Here is a 22943-nt window from a genome sequence, read left to right as displayed (position 1 = left end):
CAGTTCTGCGCGTCGACCGCGATTTCTCCGAGCCCCCAGCCCAGCGGAAGCCCGGGGACCTGGTCCACTTCGGTCTTCCTCCTCTGGTGATTTCCCCTCCTGGTGAGCCCCCTCCTGGTGAGTGGGCAAAAGTGCACCCAAACGGCCGGTCTTGCCGCCGCTATTGCCCAGTCGATTGCTGGCGGTACGGGCGCGCGGGCGCGCGGGCAGCTCCGGTGACTGCTGTGCGCGCTCCAGACCGCGCCGAGACTATCCCCGAGCGGGGTAGGCGCGCGCTGCGCCGATGCGCGCTGCCGCGAAGTCGACGTACCCCGGGGTCGCACCGGCGGGGGCGCCTAAAATGGAGGAAGCCCCGCGCCGTCGGCGTGGGGTGATCAGGGAGACTCACCGTGGCCAGCACGCGCACAGCACCGCACGCCTCAGCCGGCGATGCCCCGGCCTTCGCCGACGAGCGGGTCGCCCTGTTCCGCGCGGACTTTCCGATCCTCGGCCGTTCGGTGAACGGCCAACCCCTCGTCTACCTCGACTCGGCGGCGACCTCGCAGACCCCGCTCGGGGTGCTCGAGGTGGAGCGGCACTTCTACGAACACGCGAATGCGGCGGTCAACCGAGGCTCGCACACGCTGGCAGTCGAGGCCACCGACGCCTTCGAGGCGGCCAGGGCCACCCTCGCCGGGTTCCTCGGCACCCTCCCCGAGGAGATCGTCTGGACGTCGAACGCCACCGAGGGACTCAACCTCCTGGCGTATTCCTTCTCCAATGCCAGCCTCGGCCGGGGCGGCCAGGCCGCGAGTCGCTTCGCCCTGCAACCGGGGGACGAGATCGTGGTGACAGAGATGGAGCACCACGCCAACCTCATCCCGTGGCAGGAGCTCGCGTTCCGCACGGGGGCGACTCTGCGCTTCATCCCGATAAGCGATGACGGCGAACTGCGCCTCGACGAGGCGGAGCGCATCATCGGCGACCGCACGAGGGTGCTCGCCGTGACGCACGTCTCCAACGTGCTCGGCACGATCAACCCGGTGGCCGAACTCGTGGCGCTGGCCCGCCGGGTGGGCGCCCTCGTGGTGCTCGACGCGTGCCAGTCCGCGCCGCACCTGCCGCTCGACCTGCACGCGCTCGACGTGGACTTCGCGGTGCTCTCCGGCCACAAGATGCTTGCCCCCACGGGGATCGGCGTGCTCTACGGACGACGGGAACTTCTCGACGCCATGCCTCCGTTCCTCACCGGCGGGTCGATGATCACCACGGTCACGATGGAGGAGGCGGAATACCTTCCCGCCCCGCACCGGTTCGAGGCGGGCACCCAGCGCGTCTCCCAGGCCGTGGCTTTCGCCGAGGCGGTGCGCTATCTCGAGGCCGCCGGGATGGATCGCGTGCGCGCGTGGGACTCCCAGTTGGGGCAGCGCCTCGTCGAGGGACTCGCCGGCCTCGACGGCATCCGGGTGGTCGGGCCGAAGCCCGGCCGCGAGCGCATCGGTCTCGCGGCGTTCGACGTCGACGGGGTACACGCCCACGATGTCGGGCAGTTCCTCGACGACCGAGGGATCGCCGTGCGGGTCGGCCATCACTGCGCCCAACCGCTCCACCGGCGGCTCGGGCTCACCGCGACCACCCGCGCGAGCACCTACCTGTACACGACGACCGACGAGGTGGATGCCTTCCTGTCGGCGGTCGCCGAGGTGCGCGGATACTTTGGAGTCACATCATGAGCGAACTCGACGGCCTCTACCAGCAGATCATCCTCGACCACTCCAAGGCCCGCCAGGGCAGCGGACTGGCGACCGCGACCGTGCCAGCCGGCGCGCACCTCGGCGAGTCGCACCAGATCAACACCACCTGCGGCGACGAGGTCACGGTGCGCGTGGCCGTGGTCGACGGCAAGATCGAGCAGATCCGCTGGGACGGCGACGGGTGTGCCATCTCGATGGCCGCCGCCTCGGTGATCAGCGAACTCGGTGAGGGCGAGAACGTGGCCGAGCTGCGCGCCAAGATCGAGACCTTCCGTGAGCTCATGCGCTCTCGCGGCACCGTGGAGGCCGACGAGGAGGTGCTCGGCGACGCCGCGGCGTTCTCCGGCGTCTCGAAGTACCCCGCGCGGGTCAAGTGCGCGATGCTGGCCTGGGTCGCCGTGGAGCACGCCCTCGCCGAGGCGGAGGCCTGACCCGGGAGTCCCCGGTCAGGCGGCCATCGCGGCCATCGCCGCGATCATGCTGCCCGAGCACACGACGTCGAGCAGCCAGCCCGGCGCCCGCCCGCGCACCGCGGGATGAAGCAGCGCCGCGGCGCATCCCGCCCAGGTGAGCAGCACGAGCCAGACCACCCACCAGCCTGGGGCCGCCGCTCCATGACCGATCATCGTGCCGGTGAGCCCGATCGCCGAGACCGGCCCGACGGCGAGATGCAACGGCATCACCAACACGGCCGTCGCCATGAATCCGATGTCGACGATCGAGACGGCCACGGCCGTGCGCAGGCCGAGGGAGGGATGGCGTCCGGAACGCGCCCGCAGCGCGAGTGCCGCCGCCCCGAGCGGCAGCAGCAGCGCGATGGTGATGGTGGAGGCGGCGAGGCGGGAGAAGGCGGGGGCGGCGAGCACCGCGACCATGACCGCGCCCATTCCGACGGCGGTCAGCGCGTGCAGCGGGGCTCGGCGGTGCCGCGCGAGGGCCGCGCCCATCCCGCACACCGCGAGCACGAAAGCCACGACCGTCATCGCTGACCGCCCTTCCCATGGGGTCTATCTTGACATCGTCGCGGGCGCGGAGTAAGACTCAGGTCAGTGCCCTTCAGCATCGCAGGGTATCTGGGCGAGGAGGGCATCATGCAGATTCCGGCTCCATTCGACTACGCGCGCGCAAGCTCCGTGGACGAGGCCTTGGCGTTGCTCGAGAGACACGGCCCAGAGTCCCTGATCGTCGCCGGAGGCCATAGCCTGCTGCCGATGATGAAGCTCCGGCTGGCCAGGCCAGAGTGGCTCATCGACATCAACGACCTGTTCGAACTCGACTTCATCGTGCGCGACGGCGACCGCCTCAGGGTGGGCGCGATGACGCGGCACACCACCCTCTTCGAGTCGGCCGAGGTGAACCGGCTCTTCCCGATCATCACGGATGCCGAGCGCACTATCGCCGACCCCGTGGTGCGCAACCGCGGAACAATCGGCGGCTCGCTGTGCCAGGCCGACCCGGCCGAGGACCTGTCGACCGTCTGCATCGTGCTCGGCGCCGAGGCGGTGATCCGGGGCACGGCCGGCGAGCGGGTGGTCTCGATGGCCGACTTCCATGTCGGCCCGTACGAGACGTCGGTCGCCCACAACGAGCTGCTCGTCGAGGTGCGTCTTCCCATCCGCCCCCGGTCGGGGAGCGCCTACGAGAAGGTCGAACGGCGGGTGGGGGACTGGGCAGTCGCGGCGGCCGGGGCCTCGGTGTCCCTCGCGGAGGACGGCACGATCGACCACGTCGCGATCGGCCTGACCGCGGTCGGGCTGGACGGCACCGTCACCGAGGCCGAGGCGATGCTCCGCGGCAAGGCGCCCTCGGAGGAGGTCTTCGTCGAGGCCGGCCGGCTGGCCGCGCTCGCCTGCGATCCCCTCGCCGACCAGCGGGGAGCCATCGACTACAAGCGGCATCTCGCCGACGAACTGACCAGAAGAGTCCTGCGACGCGCGAGTTCGCGCGCTGCCGAAGCACAGGAAGGCTGAACCCGATGCAGATCAGCATGACCGTCAACGGCGACGAGATCACCAAAGAGGCCGAGCCGCGCGTGCTTCTCGTGCACTTCATCCGGGAGATCCTCGGGCTCACCGGCACCCACTGGGGCTGTGACACCTCGAACTGCGGAACCTGCGTGGTGCTCATGGACGGACTGCCGGTCAAGTCCTGCACCGTCCTGGCCGCGATGGCCGATGGCCACGACATCCGCACCGTCGAGGGCCTGGCCACCGGGGGAGTGCTCGACCCGGTGCAGCAGGGCTTCATGGAGGAGCACGGGCTGCAGTGCGGATTCTGCACGCCCGGCATGATGCTCACCGCTCGAGCGCTGCTCGACCGGAACCCGCACCCGGACGACGACCAGATCCGCGAGGCCATCTCCGGCCAGATCTGCCGGTGCACCGGGTACGCCACGATCGTCCGTTCGGTGCAGTGGGCGGCCGAACATCCCGCGGGGGCCGCAGCAACAGGCGAAGAGGTGAACGCATGACCATCACGGACGAGCGCGCGTCGAACCCGGCGGCGGGCGACGCCGACCGACCGATCGGCTACGGCCGCATCCAGCGCAAGGAGGATCCCCGGTTCATCCGCGGCAAGGGCAACTACATCGACGACATCGTGCTGCCCGGCATGCTGCACAGCGCGATCCTGCGCGCCCCGGTCGCGCACGCGACCCTCGTCTCGATCGACACCACGAGGGCCCTCGCCCACCCCGGTGTCGTCGCCGTGATCACCGGCAAAGACCTCGTGGGCCTCAAGCTCGCCTGGGCGCCGACCCTGTCGGCGGATGTGCAGGCCGTGCTCGTGACGGACAAGGTGCGGTTCCAGGGCCAGGAGGTGGCCTTCGTCGTCGCGAACGACCGCTACGCCGCCCGGGACGCCCTCGAGCTGATCGACGTGGAGTACGACGTGCTGCCACCGGTGATCGACGCCCGCAAGGCGCTCGACCCGGGTGCCCCCGTCATCCGCACCGACATCGAGGGCAAGACCGACAACCACATCTTCGACTGGGAGGCGGGCGACGCGGCCGAGACCGACGCGGTCTTCGCGTCGGCGGACGTCGTCATATCGCAGGAGATCGTCTACCCGCGGGTGCACCCCGCGCCGATGGAGACCTGCGGGGCGGTGGCCGACTACGAACCGATCGAGGGGCACCTCACCCTGTACGAAACCACCCAAGCCCCGCACGCTCACCGCACGCTGTTCGCGATCGTCGCCGGCATCCCGGAGCACAAGATCCGCATCGTCTCGCCGGACATCGGCGGCGGCTTCGGCAACAAGGTCGGCATCTACCCGGGCTACATCCTCGCCGTCGTCGGCTCGATCGTCACGGGCAAGCCGGTGAAGTGGGTGGAGGACCGGTCCGAGAACCTCATGTCGACCTCGTTCGCCAGGGACTACATCATGCAGGGGGAGATCGCCGCCACGAAGGACGGCAAGATCTTGGCGCTGCGCACCAACGTGCTGGCCGACCACGGGGCGTTCAACGCCACCGCCCAGCCGACCAAGTACCCGGCGGGCTTCTTCCACATCTTCACCGGAAGCTACGACCTCCAGGCCGCGCACTGCAAGGTCACCGGGGTGTATACGAACAAGGCGCCGGGCGGGGTGGCCTACGCCTGCTCCTTCCGCGTGACCGAGGCGGTCTACCTCGTGGAGCGGCTGGTCGACATCCTCGCCCGGAAGCTCGAGATGGATCCGGCGGAGCTCAGGATCAAGAACTTCATCCAGCCGGAGCAGTTCCCGTACAAGAACAAGACGGGCTGGGAGTACGACTCGGGCAACTACGAGCCGGCAATGCGGCTGTCGATGCAGATCGCCGGCTACGAGGAGCTTCGGCGCGAGCAGAAGGAGAAGCGCGAGCGCGGCGAGCTCATGGGCATCGGCGTCTCGTTCTTCACCGAGACGGTGGGGGCGGGCCCGCGCAAGCACATGGACATCGTGGGCCTCGGGATGGCGGATGGCGCGGAGCTGCGGGTGCATCCGACCGGCAAGGCCGTGGTGCGGCTCTCGGTGCAGAGCCAGGGCCAGGGCCACGAGACCACGTTCGCCCAGATCGTGGCGGAGGAACTCGGCATCCCGCCGGAGGACATCGACGTGGTGCACGGCGACACCGACCAGACCCCGTTCGGGCTGGGCACCTATGGCAGCCGCTCGACCCCGGTGAGCGGGGCGGCCGTGGCACTCGTCGCCCGCAAGGTGCGCGACAAGGCCAGGTTCATCGCCGCGGCCATGCTGGAGACCCGTCCGGAGGACCTGGAGTGGGAGAAGGGGCGCTGGTTCGTGAAGGGCGACCCGAGCATCGGCAAGACCATCGCCGAGATCTCGATGGGCGCCCACGGCACGGTCACGCTTCCGGAGGGCATCGACGGAAACCTCGACGCCGAGGTGACCTACGACCCGCCGAACCTCACCTTCCCGTTCGGGGCGTACATCTGCGTGGTGGACATCGACCCGGGGACGGGCCACGTCAAGGTGCGGCGGTTCATCGCCGTCGACGACTGCGGCACCCGCATCAATCCGATGATCATCGAGGGCCAGGTGCACGGCGGTCTCACCGACGGCGTGGGCATGGCTCTCATGGAGATCATCCAGTTCGACGAGGACGGCAACAACCTCGGCGGCTCGTTCATGGACTACCTGATCCCCACCGCGATGGAGGTGCCGAACTGGGAGACCGGGTTCACCGTGACCCCGTCACCGCACCACCCCATCGGCGCGAAGGGGGTCGGGGAATCCGCGACGGTCGGCTCGCCGCCGGCGGTGGTGAATGCGGTCGTGGACGCCCTCGCCCCGTTCGGTGTGGTCCACATGGACATGCCGTGCACCCCCGGTCGGGTCTGGGAGGCAATGCAGGGCCGGCCGAGGCCACCGATCTAACATGACCGTCGTGAGTGGAAGTCTCGCCGAACGGGCACAGGAGCTCAGCAGTCGCCGGGAGCCGTTCGTGCGCGCCACGGTGGTGCGCGCCCAGCATCCGACGAGTGCGCACGCCGGCGACTCGGCGATCGTGCGCGAGAACGGCGAGATCGACGGCTTCGTGGGCGGCAACTGCGTGGAGGCGTCGGTGCGCGAGTACGGCCTGCGCGCGCTGGCGAGCGGCGAGCCCGTGCTGCTTCGGGTGGTGCCGGGCGAGCCGTCGCGGGTGCAGGAGGAGGGCGCCATCGAGGTGGCCAACCCCTGCCTGAGCGGCGGCAGGATCGAGATCTTCCTGGAGCCGCAGCTGCCGGCGGCCCGTCTCGTGATCGTGGGTTCGACCCCCGTGGCGCGCGCCCTCGCCGTGCTCGGCGCCGGCCTGGGCCTGGAGGTGGAGCTCACCTACGGTGCCTCGGCGATGCCCAGGGCGGACGACGCGGCGCTCATCGTCGCCTCGCACGGCCGCGACGAGGAGCCAGCCCTGGAGGCCGCGCTCCGCGCCGGAGTGCCCTACGTGGGGCTCGTGGCGAGCGGCACCCGCGGGGCGGCCGTGCTGGCCTCCCTCGACGTCGACGACGAGCAGCGTGCCCGGGTATACACGCCGGCCGGGCTCCGGCTCGGTGCGCGCACGCCCGCCGAGATCGCCCTGTCCATCCTCGCCCAGCTGGTCAAGGAGCGGGCGTCCGGCCGGCTCGCGGCGGCCACCCCCACCGCGCCGCCCGAAACGGCGATCGACCCGGTCTGCGGCATGACGGTCGCCGCCGTGCCGTCATCGCTTCACGTCGAACACGGCGGGTCGACCGTCTACTTCTGCTCGGCGGGCTGCCGCACCGCCTTCCTCGCCGATCCGGAACGCTATGCCGCCGCCGGCTGAGGCGGGAGTCGCCGCCCTCGTTCTCGCCGCGGGCGCATCCGTGCGTCTCGGCCGGCCGAAGCAGCTCCTTCCCTATCGCGGCGGGGTGCTCCTGGATGCCGCGCTCGATACGGCCCGCGAAAGCAGCGTCGACCAGATAGTCCTCGCCCTCGGCGGGGCGGCCGGCGAGGTGGTGCGGGTCGTGGACACGAGCCTGTGCGACGTGGTGCTGAACACGCACTACGGCGAGGGATGTTCCTCGTCGATCGCCGCGGCGCTCCCGGCGGTGCGGCCGGACATCGGGGTGCTGGTGCTGCTGCTCGCTGACGAGCCGGGCGTGGGGGCGGAGACGGTGCGGCGCCTCCTCGACGGGCGGGGCGACAGCCCGATCGCGGTGTGTCGCTACGAGGACGGCATCGGGCATCCCTTCGCCTTCGCACGACCGCTCTTCGCCGAGCTCGCCTCGCTGCACGGCGACAAGGGCGTCTGGAAGCTCATCGAACGGCGAGCGGCCGACGTGCGGGAGGTGCCGGTCGCGGGGCGGATTCCGCTCGACGTCGACACGGAGGAGGACTACCGGCACCTGCTCGCCGAGCTCGAGGGTGCCCGGTGACCACGCCCGCCCGGGCGGGGGCCGAAGACGACGTCGTGCGCCGGGTGCCGGATGTCGCCTCCCTCGCCGCGGCCCTCGACGACGACGACTACCTCGCCGACGTGGGCCTCGCGACGGCGCTGTTCCTGGCGGTGCGGCTGCCCCAGCCCATCCTGCTGGAGGGTGAGGCCGGGGTGGGCAAGACGGAGGCGGCCAAGGCGCTGGCGCGGCTGCTCGATACGCCGCTCTACCGGTTGCAGTGCTACGAGGGCATCGACGCGGGCGAGGCCCTCTACGAGTGGAACCACCAGCGGCAGATGCTGGGAATCCGGCTGGCCGAGGCGCGGCACGCCGACCTCGAGGAGACCGACCTCTTCGCCGAGGACTACCTGCTTCGGCGGCCCCTGCTCAAGGCGATCGAGCATCCCGGGCCGCGCCCGGCCGTGCTCCTGCTCGACGAGATCGACCGGGCGGACGCCGAGTTCGAGGCGTTCACCTTCGAGCTGCTCGCGGAGGCCGCCGTGACGATCCCGGAGCTCGGCACCGTGCGGGCCACGCATCCGCCCATCGTCATCCTCACCTCCAACCGCACCAGGGACCTGCACGACGCCCTCACCCGGCGCTGTCTCTACCACTGGATCGACTACCCCCCTCCGGCGCGCATCGCCGAGATCGTGCGCCGCCGGGTGCCGTCGAGCGCCGAATCGCTCGCGTTCGAGGTCGCCTCGGCGATCACCAGGCTGCGGTCGCTCGACATGGCGAAGCCGCCCGGCATCGCCGAGGCCATCGACTGGGTCTCCGCCCTCGCCGTGCTCGGCGTGGATCGCCTCGATGCGAAGACGGTCGACCTCACCTGGGGGTCGGTGCTGAAGAACCGGGACGACCTGGAACTCGCCGGCGCGCGGGGCGCCGACTGGCTCATCGGCGGTGGCGATGTCTGAGGTTACAACGGTATTCCCCACACTGCCGCACGTCGAGACCGCCGCGCTCGCCGCGGGGTTCGCGACGGCCCTGCGCCGGGCCGGGCTGCCCAGTTCCCCCGACCGCGCCGCCTGGCTCGCCGAGTCCCTGCGCATCGTGCCGCCGACCGACCGCGACCGGCTGTACTGGGCCTGCCGGGTCGTGTTCGTCACCTCGCGGGAGCAGCTCCCCGTCTTCGACGCGGTCTTCTCCGCGGTGTTCGACGGGATGCTCGACCCGGCGACCAATCGGGGCGACACGAGCGGCCCGCCGCCGGTCGGGTCAGAACCGCGCACCCGGCCGACGCCGCCCGACCAGCGGCCGGCCGGTGCCGCCGAGCACGAGCCGGAGGATCGCCCGCCGGCGCCGAGCTCGGGCGGCGACTCTTCGGAGGATGAGGGCCGCGAGCGGGACGCCATCCTCGCGGTCGCCTCGCCGGAGGAACGCCTGCACGACACCGCGTTCGCCGAACTCACCGAGGACGAGATCGTGGGCATGCAGCGGATCGTGCGCCGGATCATGCTGTCGACCCCGCTCAGCCGCAGCCGCCGATCCCGGCCGTCCACCCACAGCCGGGACCGCCTCGACCTGCGCCGCACCCTCCGGGCGGCCCAGCGCAGCGGCGCGGATGCCTCCCGCCTCGTGTTCACGCGGCGCCGGGACCGCCGTCGTCGGCTCGTTCTGCTCTGCGACGTGTCCGGGTCGATGGAGCCGTATTCCCGGGTGTTCCTCTCGCTGCTCCAGGGCGCGGTCGCCGGGGCGCACGCCGAGGCGTTCGTCTTCTCCACCCGGCTGACCCGGCTGACCAGGCAGCTCGCCGTGCGTGACCCCGACCAGGCCCTCGCGAGGGCGGCGGCGAGCGCTCCGGACTGGGCCGGCGGCACCCGGCTGGCGGAGAGCATCCGTCGGTTCATCGACGAGCACGGCCGCCGGGGGATCGCCCGCGGCGCCGTCGTGGTGGTGCTTTCCGACGGCTGGGCGCAGGACGACCCGCAACTCGTCGCCGCCCAGATGGCTCGGCTGCGGCGACTCGCCTTCCGCATCGTCTGGGTGAACCCGCGCAAGGTGGCGCCGGGCTACCGGCCGCTCGTCGGCGGGATGGCGGCGGCGCTGCCGTATTGCGACGCCTTCGTGAGCGGGCACAGCCTCGCCGCCCTCACCGAACTCGCCGCGGCGATCTCCGCCGAACGTACAATAACGGATCACGAACGAAGGGCACGGTAATGCAACTCGACAGCACTTTCTCCGTCGTCGCACCGATCGACACGGTGTGGAACACCCTGATGGACTTCGAACGCGTTGCGGGCTGCGTACCCGGCGCGCAGATCCTCAACAAACTGTCCGAGGACGCGTACCAGGTGGGGATGAAGGTGAAGCTCGGCCCGGTGAGCATGCAGTATCGGGGCCAGATGAACGTGATCGAGCGGGATGTCGACGGGCATCGAGCGGTATTCCAGGGCAAGGCCCAGGAGACCAGGGGGCAGGGCACGGCCGAGGCCACGGTGACGCTGCAACTCGTCGAGTCGAAGGGCACGACGGAGGGCACGGTGAGCGCGGACGTGTCGCTCTCCGGCAAGGCCGCGGCCATGGGCAAGGGCGTGATCACCAGCGTCACCGACCAGATGATGGCCCTCTTCGCCGAGAACCTGCAGACCATGGTGGGGGAGCCGGCCGCCGCGGCCGCGGCCGCGACAGCGTCGGCCGCCTCGAGCACCGCAGCCTCGAGCACCGCACCGTCGAGCACCGCACCGTCGAGCTCGGCCGCCGGCGCGACCAGTGCCCCGGCAGCCCCCCGCGCCGGCAGTGCCCCCGCCGACAACAGCCTCAACGCGTTCAGCCTCGCCAAGGGGATGATCGCCGACCAGCTCAAGGACCCGGGCAAGCTCATCGGAGCGCTCGCCGCCGTGGCCTCGATCGCCTTCTTCCTCGGGCGACTCAGCCGGGGACGACGATCCTAGCCTCGGCACGGCATCGATCGGAGTCTCATGCGTGACGTGCTGAACGCCCTGCGGGAGGACTGGCTCGCCGGCGGCACGGCGGGGCTCGCGACCGTCGTGCGCACCTTCGAGTCAGCGCCGCGGCCGGCCGGGGCATCCATGTTCGTCACGGCGGGCGGCGAGGTCGTCGGTTCCGTGTCCGGCGGGTGCGTGGAGGGCGCGGTGTACGAGCTGGCGACCCAGGTGAAGGAGCACGGCCGCCCGGTGCTCGTGCGCTACGGCATCAGCGACGACGACGCGTTCTCGGTCGGGCTCACCTGCGGCGGCATCCTCGATGTCTTCGTCGAACCCGTGTCCCGGGCCGGCTTCGCCGAGCTCGGTGACGTGATGGACGACATCGACGCGTCGAGACCGGTGGGGGTTGCGACGGTGATCGAGCATCCGGACGAGTCCTGGCTCGGCCGCCACCTCGTGGTGCGTCCCGACGGCTTCGTGGGCGACCTGGGCAGCGAGCGGGCCAACGAGGCGGTGAGCGACGACACCCAGGGGCTCCTCGCCGCCGGCCGCAACAGCGTGTTGACCTACGGCCCGGACGGCGAGCGACGCGGCGAGGGAATGCGGGTCTTCTTCGCCAGCTACGCCCCGAGGCCGCGGATGCTCGTCTTCGGCGCGATCGACTTCGCGGCGGCTCTCGCCCGGCTGGGCTCGTTCCTCGGCTTTCGCGTGTCGGTGTGCGACGCCCGGGCGGTCTTCGCGACGCCCGCGCGTTTTCCGAGCGCCGACGAGGTGGTCGTTGCCTGGCCGCACCGCTACCTCGCCGAGCAGTTCGAGAAGGGTCTCGTGGACCAGCGCACGGTGATCTGCGTGCTCACCCACGATCCGAAGTTCGACGTTCCCCTGCTCGAGGTGGCGCTGCACGCCGGCCCGGTCGCGTACATCGGCGCGATGGGCTCCCGGCGCACGCACGAGGACCGGTTGGCGCGCCTGCGCGAGGCGGGCGTGAGCGAGACCGAGCTCTCGAGGCTGCACAGCCCGATCGGACTCGACCTCGGATCGCGAACGCCGGAGGAGACGGCGGTCTCGATCGCGGCGGAGATCATCGCCACCCAGTGGGGCGGCAGCGGCGACCCGCTCACCCTGCTCGGCGACCGGATCCATCACGACGACCACGCCGCGCCCGACCACGAGACCTGAGGGGCAGAGAAGCGGCACCGGACCCTGGCCCGGCGCCGCTTCGCGCACTACCCGTTCGGCATCCCGACTACGAGGACGCGCCGCCGGAGCTGATGGCGATCTTCTTGGGCGCCGGCAGTTCCTTGAACGGCACGACCACCTTCAGCACGCCGTCCGAGAACCGGGCGGAGATGTGCGAATCGTCCGCCTGTTCCGGCAGGGTGATGCGGCGGTAGAAGCTGCTGCTGCTCTCGCGCACCACGTACTTCTTCTTCTTGTCTTCTTCCTTTTCGTGCTTCTCCGCCTGGATGACGAGGGCGCCCTGGTCGACGTCGACCGAGATGTCCTTCTCCGCGAAGTTGGGCAGATGCGCCTCGACGGTCAACTGCTTGTCGTCTTCGGTGTAGACGTCGGTCGTGGGGAACTTGCTACCGCGGGCCGGCAGGAAGCCGTCCCCGAAATACTCCTTCTGCAGTGCGTTCAACTCCGCGAACGGGTCGAATCGCACGAGGTTGCGTGCCATTTCGGTCTCCTTGTCGGGTCGTGCCCGGCGTGCACTCGCACGTCATGTTCGACGGTAGGCAGAGTACGGGCGTGGCTCACAGAGCCGAAGGTCCTCATCCCCGCGGGACCAAGGTCACTGGCCCGCGCGTGCGGGTCGGCGAGCATCGATGGATGATCGCTGAGATGAACGACCAGCAAATCGACGACCTGCTCAACGAGGCGCTCGTCGGCCGCATCGGGTGCGCGGCGGGGGGTGAGGCCTACGTCGTCCCGGTGACCTACGTCTACGACGGGGAGAGCCTGTACGGGCACAGCGCCGACGGCAAGAAGGTGCGCCTCATGCGGCAGAACCCGACGGTCTGCTTCGAGGTCGACCAATTCGATGACCTGTCCCACTGGCGCAGCGTGATCGCGTGGGGACAGTTCGAGGAGCTGTCCGGCGCCGAGGCGGAGGCGGCGATGGAGCGGCTGGTCGCCCGGCTCAGGCCCCTCATGGCGCAGGCCTCGACGCGACCCGACCACGACATCGTGCCGGGCAGCGTTCCGGCCGGTTCCGTACAGAGGGTGTCGGCCCGTGAGTCCGACGCGGACCGCCCGAAGCCCCACGCTCCGACCACTGGGCAGGCCCCGCAGCACGCCGTGCTCTACCGCATTCGGCTCACCTCGAAGAGCGGGCGGTACGAGAAGCCGTGATCGGCGTCCTGTAGCCTGCGGGAGTGAATGCCGAGCCGAGATCATCCAGCACCGCCCGCACCCTGGGGGTGCTCGCCGTCGCGTCGATCGTGACGGTCGCCCTGCTGGGCTGCTCCCAGCCGACGCCGGCCCCGACGGTCTCGAAGCCGGCCGACTCGAACTCGATCACGGACATCCCGCCGACACCGGCCGCCACGGCGGCGGGAGCGGAGTCGTCGGCACCGTGGGCCGCCCCCGCCGACGCGTCGGCGCGAACGGCGGCGGCTGGTCTGCCCATGCTGAGCTCGGAGGGCACGGAGCTGCACATCCACTCCCACCTGGTGGTCACGATCGAGGGGAAATCTTCCGCACTGCCGGCCGACATCGGCATCGACGTGGCGAAGCAGCGGATCTCGCCGCTGCACACCCATGATTCGACCGGAATCATCCACGTCGAGTCGCCCGTGGCGAGCACCTTCACCCTCGGGCAGTTCTTCACCGAGTGGGATGTCGCCCTCGACGCGACGCGCATCGGCGGCTACTCGGCAACCGACGGGCACAGCCTCACGGCCTTCGTGGACGGCGTGAAGTTCTCCGGCAATCCGGCGTCGATCGTGTTCGCGAACCACCAGGACATCGACATCGTGTACGGACCGGTCGACGGGGCGGCAGCCCCCTCGGCGCCGTTCGCCTGGCCCGACGGCTACTAGGCCTTTCGCGCACGAAGGAACGCCCCGCCGAACCCGGCGGGGCGTTCCTCTCGTCTGTTCCTCTCGTCCGGGCCCGCCGCTCAGGAGAGAACGTCTCGCAGGAGCTCGTCGTTCACCTTTCGACGGCTCACCGACACGACGAAGCCGACGGCGAGCAGGGCGAACGGCAGGAGCACGAGCGCCCAGCCGACCGGGCTGAGGGCCCAGGCCGTGACCGAGGGGTCGACGCCCGCCGCCGGCGTGCCGGCCAGCAGCCCGAACCGCGACATGAGCAGGTACTCGCCCAGCAGCAGGCCGATCGTCGCGAGCACGGGAGCGATGATCGCCTCGAACACGTTCTCGGTTCCCTTGTTGCGGCGGAAGTAGACGATCACCGCGACGCAGACGAGGATCTCGATCAGCACGATCGCGACGACCGCGAGCCCGCTGAACCAGAAGAACAGGGTGAGCACGGGGTCGAGTTGGAAGATCGCGAAGACCGCGATCACGAGCCCGGTGATCACCGAGGTGATGAGCGAGGCGTTGCTCGGCGCGCCCCGGCGGTTCACTCGGCTGAGCGAGACCGGGAGCACTCCTCCGCGGGCCATCGCGAAGATGTAGCGGCTCGCCGCGTTCTGGAAGGCCAGCAGCCCGGCGAACAGGCTCGACAGCACCAGGATGCTCATGACCGTCGCCATCCACGGGCCGATGTACTGGGTCGCCAGGGAGAAGAGCACGGCAGCCGGGTCCACGAGCTTGTTGGACAGCTCGGCGGTCTTGTCGACCACCGAGGAGGCGCCCATGCCGGTGACCATCGCGAAGGAGGTGAGGGCGAACAGCACCGTGATCACGCCGACGGCGAGGTAGGTGGCGCGGGGGACGACCTTCTTCGGGTTCTTGGACTCCTCGCCGTAGATGGCGGTGGCCTCGAATCCGATGAACGAGGCGAAGGCGAACGCGAAGGCGATGCCGGCCGATCCGGCGAGGCCGCCGACGAGGATCTTGTCCGGCGAGAAGGAGGCCGCGAAGTTGAGGCCCTCTGGGCCACCGTTCACCAGGATGGCGATGCACGTGACGACCAGCGCGGTGAGTTCCAGGAGCATGAGCCCGCCGAGCACCTTGGCGCCGACATCCACGCTCAGCAGCGAGAGCGCGGTGACGACGATCCAGGCGATGAGCGTCCAGGCCCACCAGGGGAGCACTCCCACCTGGGCGGCGATGAGGCCGCCGAAGAAGCCGTAGATGGCGAGCTGCACGGCCACGTAGGCGAGGATCGAGACGAAGGCCGACGCGATCCCGGCATGCCGGCCGAGGCCCCGGCCGATGTAGGCGAAGAACGCCCCCGCGTTGGTGACGCGCTGGCTCATCGCGGCGTAGCCGACGCTGAAGAGCAGCAGGGTGATGCCCACGACGAGGTAGGCGCCGGGGGCGGCGGCGCCGTTGCCGAGAACGATGGCGACCGGAACGGCCCCGGTCATGCCGACGAGCGGTGCCGCGGCGGCGACGACGAAGAACACGATTCCGATCACGCCGAGGCGCCCGGTGTGCAGTGTGGTCCTGGTGTCTTCGTCCGACGACTCTTGGGTAAGCGCCATGGAATTACTCCTCGTTGAGTAGTGATGCCTAGATCGTGCGTATCCGAACGACTTACACAAACACTGTCGAAGGTTGGCGGGCGCGTCAAGGGCTGAAGCAAGAAAGATGTGCGGATCGAGACCTGTCATTCGGATACGAACAATGACGGAAGTGGGCTACACTCTGGCGCTATGACTGCTCTCCATGGCTTCCTGCCGCCGCTGACGCCCCGCGGAACCAGCGCTCTCGTTCCCAACCTGCCCTGGTACTACTCGGGCACCCTGCTCACGGTCGAATACCTCACCGACCCGGCCAACGTTCGGGCGATCCTGCCGGACGACATCGAGCTGGCCCCGGAGCAGCCGGGCGCGGTCGCCATCATCTGGGCCGACTGGCAGTCTTGCAGCGAGGGCGGCCTCGAACTGCTCGACCCCATCCGCTCGCAGTATCTCGAGGCCTTCGTTGTGGTGCGGTGCTCCTATCAGGGTGAGGTCTACAGCCGGTGCGTGGCGATCTGGGTGACGAAGGACTTCGCCATGGGCCGAGGATGGTTCCAGGGCTACCCGAAGAAGCTCGGCTCGGTGCACGTCACTCGCATCTTCTCCCGGGGTAAGGCCAGCCCGAGGCTGGAGGCCGGAGCCCAGCTGGGGGCGTCGCTCGCGGCGTACGACCACCGGCTCGCCTCCGCCCTCGTCACCCTGCGGGAGCCGTCGGAGGGCAACGGCTTCGTCAACGGGCACCGGATGCTGCACAACCGCTTCATGCCGTCGATCAGCCAGGGCCAGGGCCTTTCCATGGACCAGCTCATCGCGATGGGCGGCGTCGACGCCGACCTCGGCCAGGCCTGGCGCGGCGACGCCGAGCTCTCGCTCGCCGACTCGCCCTGGGACGAGCTGCACTCCATCCTGCCGGTGGACGAGATCCTCGGCGGGTACCACCGCGAGGTGGGGGTCACGTTCGCCGGCGGCGACCTCATCGCCGACCGCTCCCGCACCGTCTGACCGCGGCCGCGGCATCCGCCGCTTCCTTTCCCCGCCCCCGCTTCCTTCCGTCGCACTTCCCCCTTCCGAAATCCATGCATTTCTTCGCCGGGTGCGGTGTGTCGGTGTCAACACGCCGCGGTGGCTGATGGAATGCATGGATTTCGGAACGGGGAGAGGAATCGGGGATGAGGAAACTCGCCACCCCTCCCGCGCTGGGCCCGCCGGTCTAACCCCTTTCTCCTTCCTCCCGCTTTCCCCTTCACCCTTCCGAAATCCATGCATTCCTTCGCCCGGTGCGGCGTGTCGGGGTGCGACACGCCGCCGAGCCCGAGATTTGCATGGATTTCGGAAGCCGCGGAGGGAAGCCGCGGAGGGGAGAAGCGCGGGGGAGAGGGCCGGGGCTAGTAGTCCTCGAGGTACTCGTCGATCTCCCACTGGGTCACGTCCCGGGTGGCCGGGTCGGGCACCTCGCTCTCGTAGCGCTCGATCTCGTCGCGCTTGAGCACGCCGAACACGTCGATCACGGGGGCGCCGATGATGTCGCGCAGCACCGAGTTCGCGTCCAGGGCGTCGAGCGCCGCCTCGAGCGAGGTCGGCAGCACCGCCGCGGCCTCGTTCTGGTAGGCCCAGCCCTCGGCCGGCTCCGGCACGGCGAGCTGGCGACGGATGCCGTCCAGGCCGGCGGCGAGCACCGCCGCGATCATGAGATACGGGTTGGCCGCACCGTCGCCGACCCGCACCTCGAGGCGCGTTCCGGCCCCACGCTCCGGCGGCACGCGCAGCATCGCGCTGCGGTTGTCGTGGCCCCAGTTGGCGCGGTAGGGCGCGAGAGTGTCCGGCCCGAGCCGCTTGAAGGCGTTGATGGTGGGGTTGGTGAGCGCCGTGAGCGCGGCGGCATTCTCGAGGATGCCGGCGATCAGCAGGTTCGCGGTGTCCGAGAGCCCGCCGTCGGCGGTGGCCATGAGGTTGCGTCCGTTCGCGTCGACCACCGAGAAGTGCAGGTGGAAGCCGCTGCCGCCCTCATCGCTCCACGGCTTGCCGAGGAAGGTGGCGAGCTTGCCCGACCGGGCGACGATGTCCTTCACCGCCGTCTTGAACAGGAACGTGCGGTCGGCCGCGCGGAGCGCCTCGCCGTGCCAGAGGTTGATCTCGTACTGCGATGGGCTGAACTCGTGGTTGCCGGCGAAGACGCCGATGTCCATCTGGTCGAGCATCCGGAGCAGGTGCAGGAAGGTGCCGTCCGGGTCCACCCACGCGCCGGTCGTGTAGACGCGGCCGGTGCGGGTGAGGGCGCGTTGCCAGCCCTGCTCGCCGCGCTCGGCGATGTAGAACTCGAGCTCCGGCCCGATGATCGGGGTGAGGCCGAGCTCCGCGTACTGGGCGATCACCCGGCGGAGGGCCGAGCGCGGGGCGATCTCGCTCGCCGTCTCGTCGGGGTTGAACGCGTCGGCGACGACCAGCGCCACCCCGGGCTCCCACGGCATCATCGTGAGGGTGGAGGCGTCGAGTCGCGTGACGAGGTCGGGAAGGCCGCTCGACATGATGTCGTTGCCGTCGAGCACTCCGCCGCGGGTGGTCGTGACCCAGACCCCCTGGCAGAAGGCCGGACCGTGGGCCGCCGATCGTTCGAGCTGGCTCACGAGCAGGTCCTTCGACCGCGTGATGCCCAGGACATCGGGGTAGATGAGCCGGAGCACATCGATGCCCCTGGCCTCGAGTTGCGAACGAAGAGCAGCTACATCGGTACTCATGTGACCTCCGGCGATAAATCGTTCGGCCATGAACGATTAGTGCGATACTAGGGCACATCGCCGGGAATCTGTCAGCCCGGCGCACTCCGGCGACGATGAGGTGAGCGGTGAAGGCCCTGTTCGTGCAGCACGACCACGTGAGCCCGACCGGGCCGGTCGCCGGTCGCCTGCGGGAACGCGGCTTCGAGGTGGACGAGATCACCGTCGTCGACGAGGCCAGCTTCGGCAGCCCGAACGTGACCTTCGACTTTCCCGATCTCGGCGACTACGACCTGCTGGTGCCGATGGGAGCGCCCTGGGGCGCCTGGGACGACGCCTGCATCGGGCGCTGGCTCCTGCCGGAGATCGAGTGGATCGGCGACGCCCTCGCCCGCGACCTCCCGGTGCTCGGCATCTGCTTCGGCGGCCAGCTCATGGCGCGGGCCCTCGGCGGCACCGTCGGGCGAGCCGGCAAGCCGGAGATCGGCTGGACCGCCATCCACACCGACGATGCGTCAGTCGTGTCGAGCGGCCCCTGGTTCCAGTTCCACTACGACCGGTGGACACTGCCGGCCGGCGCGACCGAGATCGCGCGAAACTCGGTCGCCTCCCAGGCCTTCGTGGTCGGTAGGAGCCTCGCGGTTCAGTTCCACCCGGAGCTCACCGCGACGACCCTCGACGGCTGGCTGGCCCAGGGCGGGGCCGAGCAGGTGATCGCCGACGGCCAGGACCCGGTCGCCCTGCTCGAGCACACCAGGGCCGAGGAGCGCGCCGCGACCGCGCGGTCGCACGCCCTGGTCGACGCCTTCGTCGAGCGGATCGCGCGGCTCCAGCCCGGTCAGGGCACCTAGCGCAGCGTCTCGAGCACGTCGATCACCCGCTGCGCCTCGGTCGCCGGGTTCACGAACGCGAGCCTCAGCACGCTGCGCCCGCGCCAGGTGGTGGGCACGCAGAGGATCACCCCGGCGTGCGCCGCGGCGTTCGACCACTCGAGGTACTGTGCCTGGGTCCAGCCGACCCGCTCGAAGAGCAGCACGGACAGCTCCGGCTCCCGAACCATACGCAGATGATCGGAAGACCGGATGGCGTCGGCGACGACCCGGGACGTCGTGAGGGACGCCTCCACGGCATCCCGGTACCGGTCGGTGCCGTGCGTGGCGAGGCTGAACCAGAACGGCAGGCCGCGCGCCCGGCGGGAGAGGTGCAGGGCGAGTTCGCTGGGGTTCCAGACCTCGCGGTCGACGTGGTCGAGGTAGCTCGCGTGCTGGGCGTGGGTGGCGCGGGCGAGCTCCGGATCGCGGTAGAGCAGCGCGCAGCAGTCGTAGGGGGCGAAGAGCCACTTGTGCGGGTCGACAATGAAGCTGTCCGCCCGCTCGATGCCCGCGAAGAGGTCGCGAACGCTCGGCGCGGCGAGGCCGGCCCCGCCGTACGCGCCGTCGACGTGCATCCAGACCCCGAACTCCTCGCAGACGTCGGCGATGTCCTCGAGGTCGTCCACGACGCCCTCGTTGGTCGTGCCGGCCGAGGCGACGACGGCGAAGACGTTGGGCGAGTTCTCGAGCACGGTGCGGAGGGCCGCCCCGGTGAGGTGGCCGCGGTCGTCGACCGGCACGTCCACGATGTCCACGTCGAGGGCGCGCGCCGCCGACTGGATGGAGGAGTGCGCGTTCGAACTGCAGGCGAGTTGCCAGCCCTCCGCCGGCCGGCCGCCGCGCCTCGTGCGGGCGGTCTCCCGCGCGGTCATCAGCGCGGAGAGGTTGCCCGAGGTGCCGCCGGAGACGAAGCAGCCGCCAGCGGTGGACGGCCAGCCGAGCAGGCCGACGATCCAGGCGAGCGCCTCGTTCTCGGCGTAGATCGCGCCGGCGCCGGCCTCCCAGAGGCCGCCGAAGATGTTTGCGGCGCTCGTCACGAGGTCGAAGGCGATGGCGGCGCGGGTGGGCGCCGCCGCGATGTAGGCGAGGTTGAGCGGGTCGTCCTGGGAGCGGGTCGCCGGTTCGAGCACGGTGTCGAACACCCGCAGCGCCTCGGCGCCGCCGATGCCAGACGGCGTGATCGTGGGTCCGGCATCCGCGGCGAGGGCCGACGCCGGCCGCGCGGTGGAGAGCGGGTCGGTGTGGCGCACCACCCGCCTCGCCGACCAGTCGACGGCGAGTTCCACGACCGCCGACTCGTCGCCCCAGATCGGATGCGGCTCGGCGTGCAGGTGCGGATTCGTCATGCCGGGGAGCCTACTTGGCCAACTCGACCCGAACCGGGAAGCGCTTGATGCCGTTGACGAAGTTGCTGCGCAGCCGGGACAGCTCGCCGATCTGCTCCATGCCGTCCACCCGGCCGAGCAGGTCTTCGTACATGATGCGGATTTCGAGACGCGCCAGCGCGTTGCCCAGGCACATGTGCGGGCCGCCGCGCCCGAACGACATGTGCTCGTTCGGGTTGCGGGTCACATCCATGCGGTACGGGTCGTCGAAGACCTCGGGATCGCGGTTGCCGGCGGCGAACCAGGTGACGACCTTGTCGCCCTCCTTGATCGCCTGCCCGTTGATCTCGGTGTCGCGGGTGGCGGTGCGGCGGAAGTGGTAGACCGGGCTCGCCAGACGCAGGAACTCCTCGACAGCCCACGGGATGAGCTCCGGGCGCTCCTGCAGCAGCGCCATCTGGTCGGGGTTCTGCATGAGGTAGTTCATCGAGTGGGTGATGGTGTGCCGCGTCGTCTCGTTGCCGGCCACCACCAGCAGCAGGAAGTAGCTGTTGAAGTCGCGCTGCGAGAGCGGGATGCCGTCGCTCGGAGTCTCGTTGGCGAGCCGGGACACGAGGTCGGTCCCGTTCTTGCCGCGGCGCTGCCTGGCCAGTTCGTTGCCGTAGTCGAACACCTCCTGGGCGGCGGGGGAGCGGAACGGAAGCAGCCGGTACTCCTCGCTCTCCGCCGAGGTGGAGAGCACGTCGGCGTGCTCGGGGTCGGTGTTGCCGACCATGCGGTTGCCCCAGTCGATGAGCTTGTGGATGTCGGTGTCCGGCACGTCGAGCATGCGCGCGAGCACGCGGATGGGGAAGTCGGCCGCGACATCGGCGACGAAGTCGAACTCGCCCTTGGCGAAGGCGGTGTCGAGGGTCGTGGCGGTGAGCCCGCGCAGGAAGGTCTCGTAGCCGGCGACGGCCCGGGGGGTGAACTCGCCCTGCATGAGTTTGCGCAGCGCGCGGTGGCGCACGCCGTCGGTCTCGAGCATCGACTTGCGGGCCTCGATCTGGTCGGCGTCGAGTTCCTCGAGGTTCACGGTGCCGCGTTCGCTCGAGAAGGTCTCGGTGTCGCGCAGCACCCCGACGATGTCGTGGTAGCGGGTGAGGGACCAGAACCCGTGGTTGGGCGCCTCCTCCTCGTCCCAGTGCACGGGGGCCTTCGCGCGCAGCTCGTCGAAGACGGCCCAGGGCTGGTCGTGCTCGAAGAGGTCGAGGTCGGCCAGGGTGACATTCGCCAGTGAAGTCAACTCATCCTCCAGGGATATTGTTTGGATGCGAACAACCTACACCCGAGGCACTGGCGGCGCGAGAGTTCGCCGCCGTCTCGAACCCGGCCACGGCCGTCGTTTAGAGTGAATCCACCGCGCTTCCCGAAGGAGAATCCATGACCGGTCCGCACACGCTGGTCGAGACGGAGCGACAGGTCGAGGCGCGCCTCGGTAAGCTCCCGCTGGACTACTCGGCGATGGCCGTCGCCTCCAACCTCTTCCGGGCGGCGAACGCGGTGCGCAACCACCTCGAACGCACCGTGCTCTCCGAGAACAACCTCTCCTGGACGGCGTTCGTCGTGCTCTGGGTCACCTGGATCTGGGAGCCGATCGAGACGCGCCAGATCGCTCTCGAGGGCGGATTCTCCAAGGCGACGCTTACGGGGGTGCTCTCGACGCTCGAGGGCCGCGGATGGCTCGTGCGCGAGCGCAGCGCGAGCGACGGGCGCCTCGTGGTGGTGCGGCTCACTCCCGCCGGCCGCACGCTCATGAACACGCTCTTCCCGGCGTTCAACCTGCAGGAACAGCACATCGCGAGCCCGATCGATCCCTCGCGCCGCGACGAATTCGCCGAGATGCTGCGCCTCGTGACGGCGCACGTGGAGAAGCCGGAGTAACTGGCGCACCCGGCCGCCCTGCCCTGCTGCCTGCCGTCCCGCGGCCTGTGCCGGGCGGCGATCCGCGGACAACTGTCATTCGGTGCGCTCAAACTCGCGGTTCAGCGCACCGACTGACAGCAATGACGGCTCGTGGACAGTCTGCCCGGGTGACTGGCGAGAAAAGCATGCTCCCGGCGAGAACGAAGGTGCGTTTGTCGCCAGTCACGTGGTCGGTGCTGGAGAGGACAGACCCTCCGGTGGTTGTAGACACTTCCGGGATTCGCTATGGTAATTCATTAGCATCCGAATGACTTAACGAGGAGTCGTTCGACACGGGAAGCGACTCGATGACCACCACAGATCAGACGGCACCCGACCGCATCGAGGTCGCCGGGGTCGCAGTCGACACCCGCCACTACATCGGCGGCGTTCGCATCGCATCGGCTGAGACTTTCACCAACACTTCGCCGATCGACGGCTCGTTCCTCGGCGAGATCGCGCGCGGCACCGCTTCCGAGGTGCAGCTGGCCGTCCAGGCCGCCCG

22 protein-coding genes and 1 pseudogene are annotated in these 22943 nt (G+C 69.9%); 17 read left to right on the top strand and 6 right to left on the bottom strand.

Going from position 1 to position 22943, the window contains the following annotated elements; genetic code table 11:
• The first annotated feature begins 461 nt into the window (after positions 1-461).
• Positions 462-1712 (top strand): cysteine desulfurase, encoded by a 1251-nt coding sequence (locus ACHZD8_RS00115; RefSeq protein ID WP_394768089.1) that lies wholly within the window; start codon positions 462-464, stop codon positions 1710-1712.
• Positions 1709-2164 carry a Fe-S cluster assembly sulfur transfer protein SufU gene (gene sufU, locus ACHZD8_RS00110; protein ID WP_394768048.1) on the top strand — a complete coding sequence of 152 codons (456 nt, stop codon included), beginning with the start codon at positions 1709-1711 and terminating at the stop codon, positions 2162-2164. Before ACHZD8_RS00115 ends, sufU begins: the two co-directional genes overlap by 4 nt.
• A gap of 15 nt (positions 2165-2179) precedes the next feature.
• Here the strand turns inward: sufU and ACHZD8_RS00105 are convergent, their stop codons facing one another.
• Positions 2180-2716, bottom strand: coding sequence for a hypothetical protein (locus ACHZD8_RS00105; RefSeq protein WP_394768047.1), 537 nt, complete (start codon positions 2714-2716; stop codon positions 2180-2182).
• 66 nt (positions 2717-2782) lie between these two features.
• Between ACHZD8_RS00105 and ACHZD8_RS00100 the strand changes: the two genes are divergently transcribed.
• Genes ACHZD8_RS00100 through ACHZD8_RS00060 form a run of 9 tightly spaced genes read left to right on the top strand, consistent with a single transcriptional unit; the run spans position 2783 to position 12165 of the window.
• A complete protein-coding gene (locus ACHZD8_RS00100) occupies positions 2783-3703 on the top strand; it encodes an FAD binding domain-containing protein (RefSeq protein ID WP_394768046.1) in 921 nt (306 codons plus the stop codon).
• A gap of 5 nt (positions 3704-3708) precedes the next feature.
• Positions 3709-4203, top strand: coding sequence for a (2Fe-2S)-binding protein (locus ACHZD8_RS00095; protein ID WP_394768045.1), 495 nt, complete (start codon positions 3709-3711; stop codon positions 4201-4203).
• On the top strand, positions 4200-6593 hold the full coding sequence (locus ACHZD8_RS00090; RefSeq protein WP_394768044.1) for an aerobic carbon-monoxide dehydrogenase large subunit: 2394 nt from the start codon (positions 4200-4202) through the stop codon (positions 6591-6593). Before ACHZD8_RS00095 ends, ACHZD8_RS00090 begins: the two co-directional genes overlap by 4 nt.
• Before the next feature lies 1 nt (position 6594).
• Entirely contained in the window at positions 6595-7503 is a 909-nt protein-coding gene (locus tag ACHZD8_RS00085) for an XdhC family protein (protein ID WP_394768043.1), read from the top strand.
• Positions 7487-8095, top strand: coding sequence for an NTP transferase domain-containing protein (locus tag ACHZD8_RS00080; RefSeq protein ID WP_394768042.1), 609 nt, complete (start codon positions 7487-7489; stop codon positions 8093-8095). The genes ACHZD8_RS00085 and ACHZD8_RS00080 overlap by 17 nt, the downstream gene beginning before the upstream one ends.
• Entirely contained in the window at positions 8092-9015 is a 924-nt protein-coding gene (locus ACHZD8_RS00075; RefSeq protein WP_394768041.1) for an AAA family ATPase, read from the top strand. Before ACHZD8_RS00080 ends, ACHZD8_RS00075 begins: the two co-directional genes overlap by 4 nt.
• The gene (locus ACHZD8_RS00070; RefSeq protein ID WP_394768040.1) at positions 9008-10258 is read left to right on the top strand and encodes a VWA domain-containing protein; all 1251 of its coding nucleotides are present in this window, start codon (positions 9008-9010) and stop codon (positions 10256-10258) included. Before ACHZD8_RS00075 ends, ACHZD8_RS00070 begins: the two co-directional genes overlap by 8 nt.
• Positions 10258-10992, top strand: coding sequence for an SRPBCC family protein (locus ACHZD8_RS00065; RefSeq protein WP_394768039.1), 735 nt, complete (start codon positions 10258-10260; stop codon positions 10990-10992). The genes ACHZD8_RS00070 and ACHZD8_RS00065 overlap by 1 nt, the downstream gene beginning before the upstream one ends.
• Before the next feature lie 27 nt (positions 10993-11019).
• Positions 11020-12165 carry an XdhC family protein gene (locus tag ACHZD8_RS00060; RefSeq protein WP_394768038.1) on the top strand — a complete coding sequence of 382 codons (1146 nt, stop codon included), beginning with the start codon at positions 11020-11022 and terminating at the stop codon, positions 12163-12165.
• A gap of 67 nt (positions 12166-12232) precedes the next feature.
• Here ACHZD8_RS00060 and ACHZD8_RS00055 read toward each other — a convergent pair whose 3' ends face one another.
• Positions 12233-12667, bottom strand: coding sequence for an Hsp20/alpha crystallin family protein (locus ACHZD8_RS00055; protein WP_394768037.1), 435 nt, complete (start codon positions 12665-12667; stop codon positions 12233-12235).
• A 164-nt stretch (positions 12668-12831) separates the two neighbouring features.
• On the opposite strand from ACHZD8_RS00055, the gene ACHZD8_RS00050 reads away from it, so the two are divergent.
• Both ACHZD8_RS00050 and ACHZD8_RS00045 read left to right on the top strand, forming a co-directional pair.
• Positions 12832-13341 carry a pyridoxamine 5'-phosphate oxidase family protein gene (locus ACHZD8_RS00050; RefSeq protein WP_394768036.1) on the top strand — a complete coding sequence of 170 codons (510 nt, stop codon included), beginning with the start codon at positions 12832-12834 and terminating at the stop codon, positions 13339-13341.
• 23 nt (positions 13342-13364) lie between these two features.
• Positions 13365-14030: a hypothetical protein gene (locus ACHZD8_RS00045; protein ID WP_394768035.1), complete on the top strand. Its 666-nt coding sequence runs from the start codon at positions 13365-13367 to the stop codon at positions 14028-14030.
• 80 nt (positions 14031-14110) lie between these two features.
• On the opposite strand, the gene ACHZD8_RS00040 is transcribed toward ACHZD8_RS00045, so the two are convergent.
• Positions 14111-15604: an APC family permease gene (locus ACHZD8_RS00040; RefSeq protein WP_394768034.1), complete on the bottom strand. Its 1494-nt coding sequence runs from the start codon at positions 15602-15604 to the stop codon at positions 14111-14113.
• 171 nt (positions 15605-15775) lie between these two features.
• Between ACHZD8_RS00040 and ACHZD8_RS00035 the strand changes: the two genes are divergently transcribed.
• Positions 15776-16585 (top strand): acetoacetate decarboxylase family protein, encoded by an 810-nt coding sequence (locus ACHZD8_RS00035; RefSeq protein WP_394768033.1) that lies wholly within the window; start codon positions 15776-15778, stop codon positions 16583-16585.
• 383 nt (positions 16586-16968) lie between these two features.
• Here the strand turns inward: ACHZD8_RS00035 and ACHZD8_RS00030 are convergent, their stop codons facing one another.
• On the bottom strand, positions 16969-18318 hold the full coding sequence (locus tag ACHZD8_RS00030; protein WP_394768032.1) for a glutamine synthetase family protein: 1350 nt from the start codon (positions 18316-18318) through the stop codon (positions 16969-16971).
• Between the two features lie 107 nt (positions 18319-18425).
• Here ACHZD8_RS00030 and ACHZD8_RS00025 point away from each other — a divergent pair, with 107 nt between their 5' ends.
• The gene (locus ACHZD8_RS00025; protein WP_394768031.1) at positions 18426-19148 is read left to right on the top strand and encodes a type 1 glutamine amidotransferase; all 723 of its coding nucleotides are present in this window, start codon (positions 18426-18428) and stop codon (positions 19146-19148) included.
• Here ACHZD8_RS00025 and ACHZD8_RS00020 read toward each other — a convergent pair.
• Entirely contained in the window at positions 19145-20515 is a 1371-nt protein-coding gene (locus ACHZD8_RS00020; RefSeq protein ID WP_394768030.1) for a pyridoxal phosphate-dependent decarboxylase family protein, read from the bottom strand. The genes ACHZD8_RS00025 and ACHZD8_RS00020 overlap by 4 nt on opposite strands.
• Before the next feature lie 10 nt (positions 20516-20525).
• Positions 20526-21779, bottom strand: a complete 1254-nt coding sequence (locus ACHZD8_RS00015) for a cytochrome P450 (protein ID WP_394768029.1) — start codon at positions 21777-21779, stop codon at positions 20526-20528.
• A gap of 137 nt (positions 21780-21916) precedes the next feature.
• Here ACHZD8_RS00015 and ACHZD8_RS00010 point away from each other — a divergent pair, with 137 nt between their 5' ends.
• Both ACHZD8_RS00010 and ACHZD8_RS00005 read left to right on the top strand, forming a co-directional pair.
• Positions 21917-22417 (top strand): MarR family winged helix-turn-helix transcriptional regulator, encoded by a 501-nt coding sequence (locus tag ACHZD8_RS00010; RefSeq protein ID WP_394768028.1) that lies wholly within the window; start codon positions 21917-21919, stop codon positions 22415-22417.
• Between the two features lie 329 nt (positions 22418-22746).
• A pseudogene (locus tag ACHZD8_RS00005) lies at positions 22747-22943 on the top strand (betaine-aldehyde dehydrogenase); the annotation flags it as partial.

The organism is Lacisediminihabitans sp. (genome assembly GCF_043726815.1).
Lineage (GTDB): Bacteria > Actinomycetota > Actinomycetes > Actinomycetales > Microbacteriaceae > Lacisediminihabitans.
Note: the sequence above shows the minus strand (reverse complement) of the source record. Positions and strands in the feature narration are given on the sequence as shown.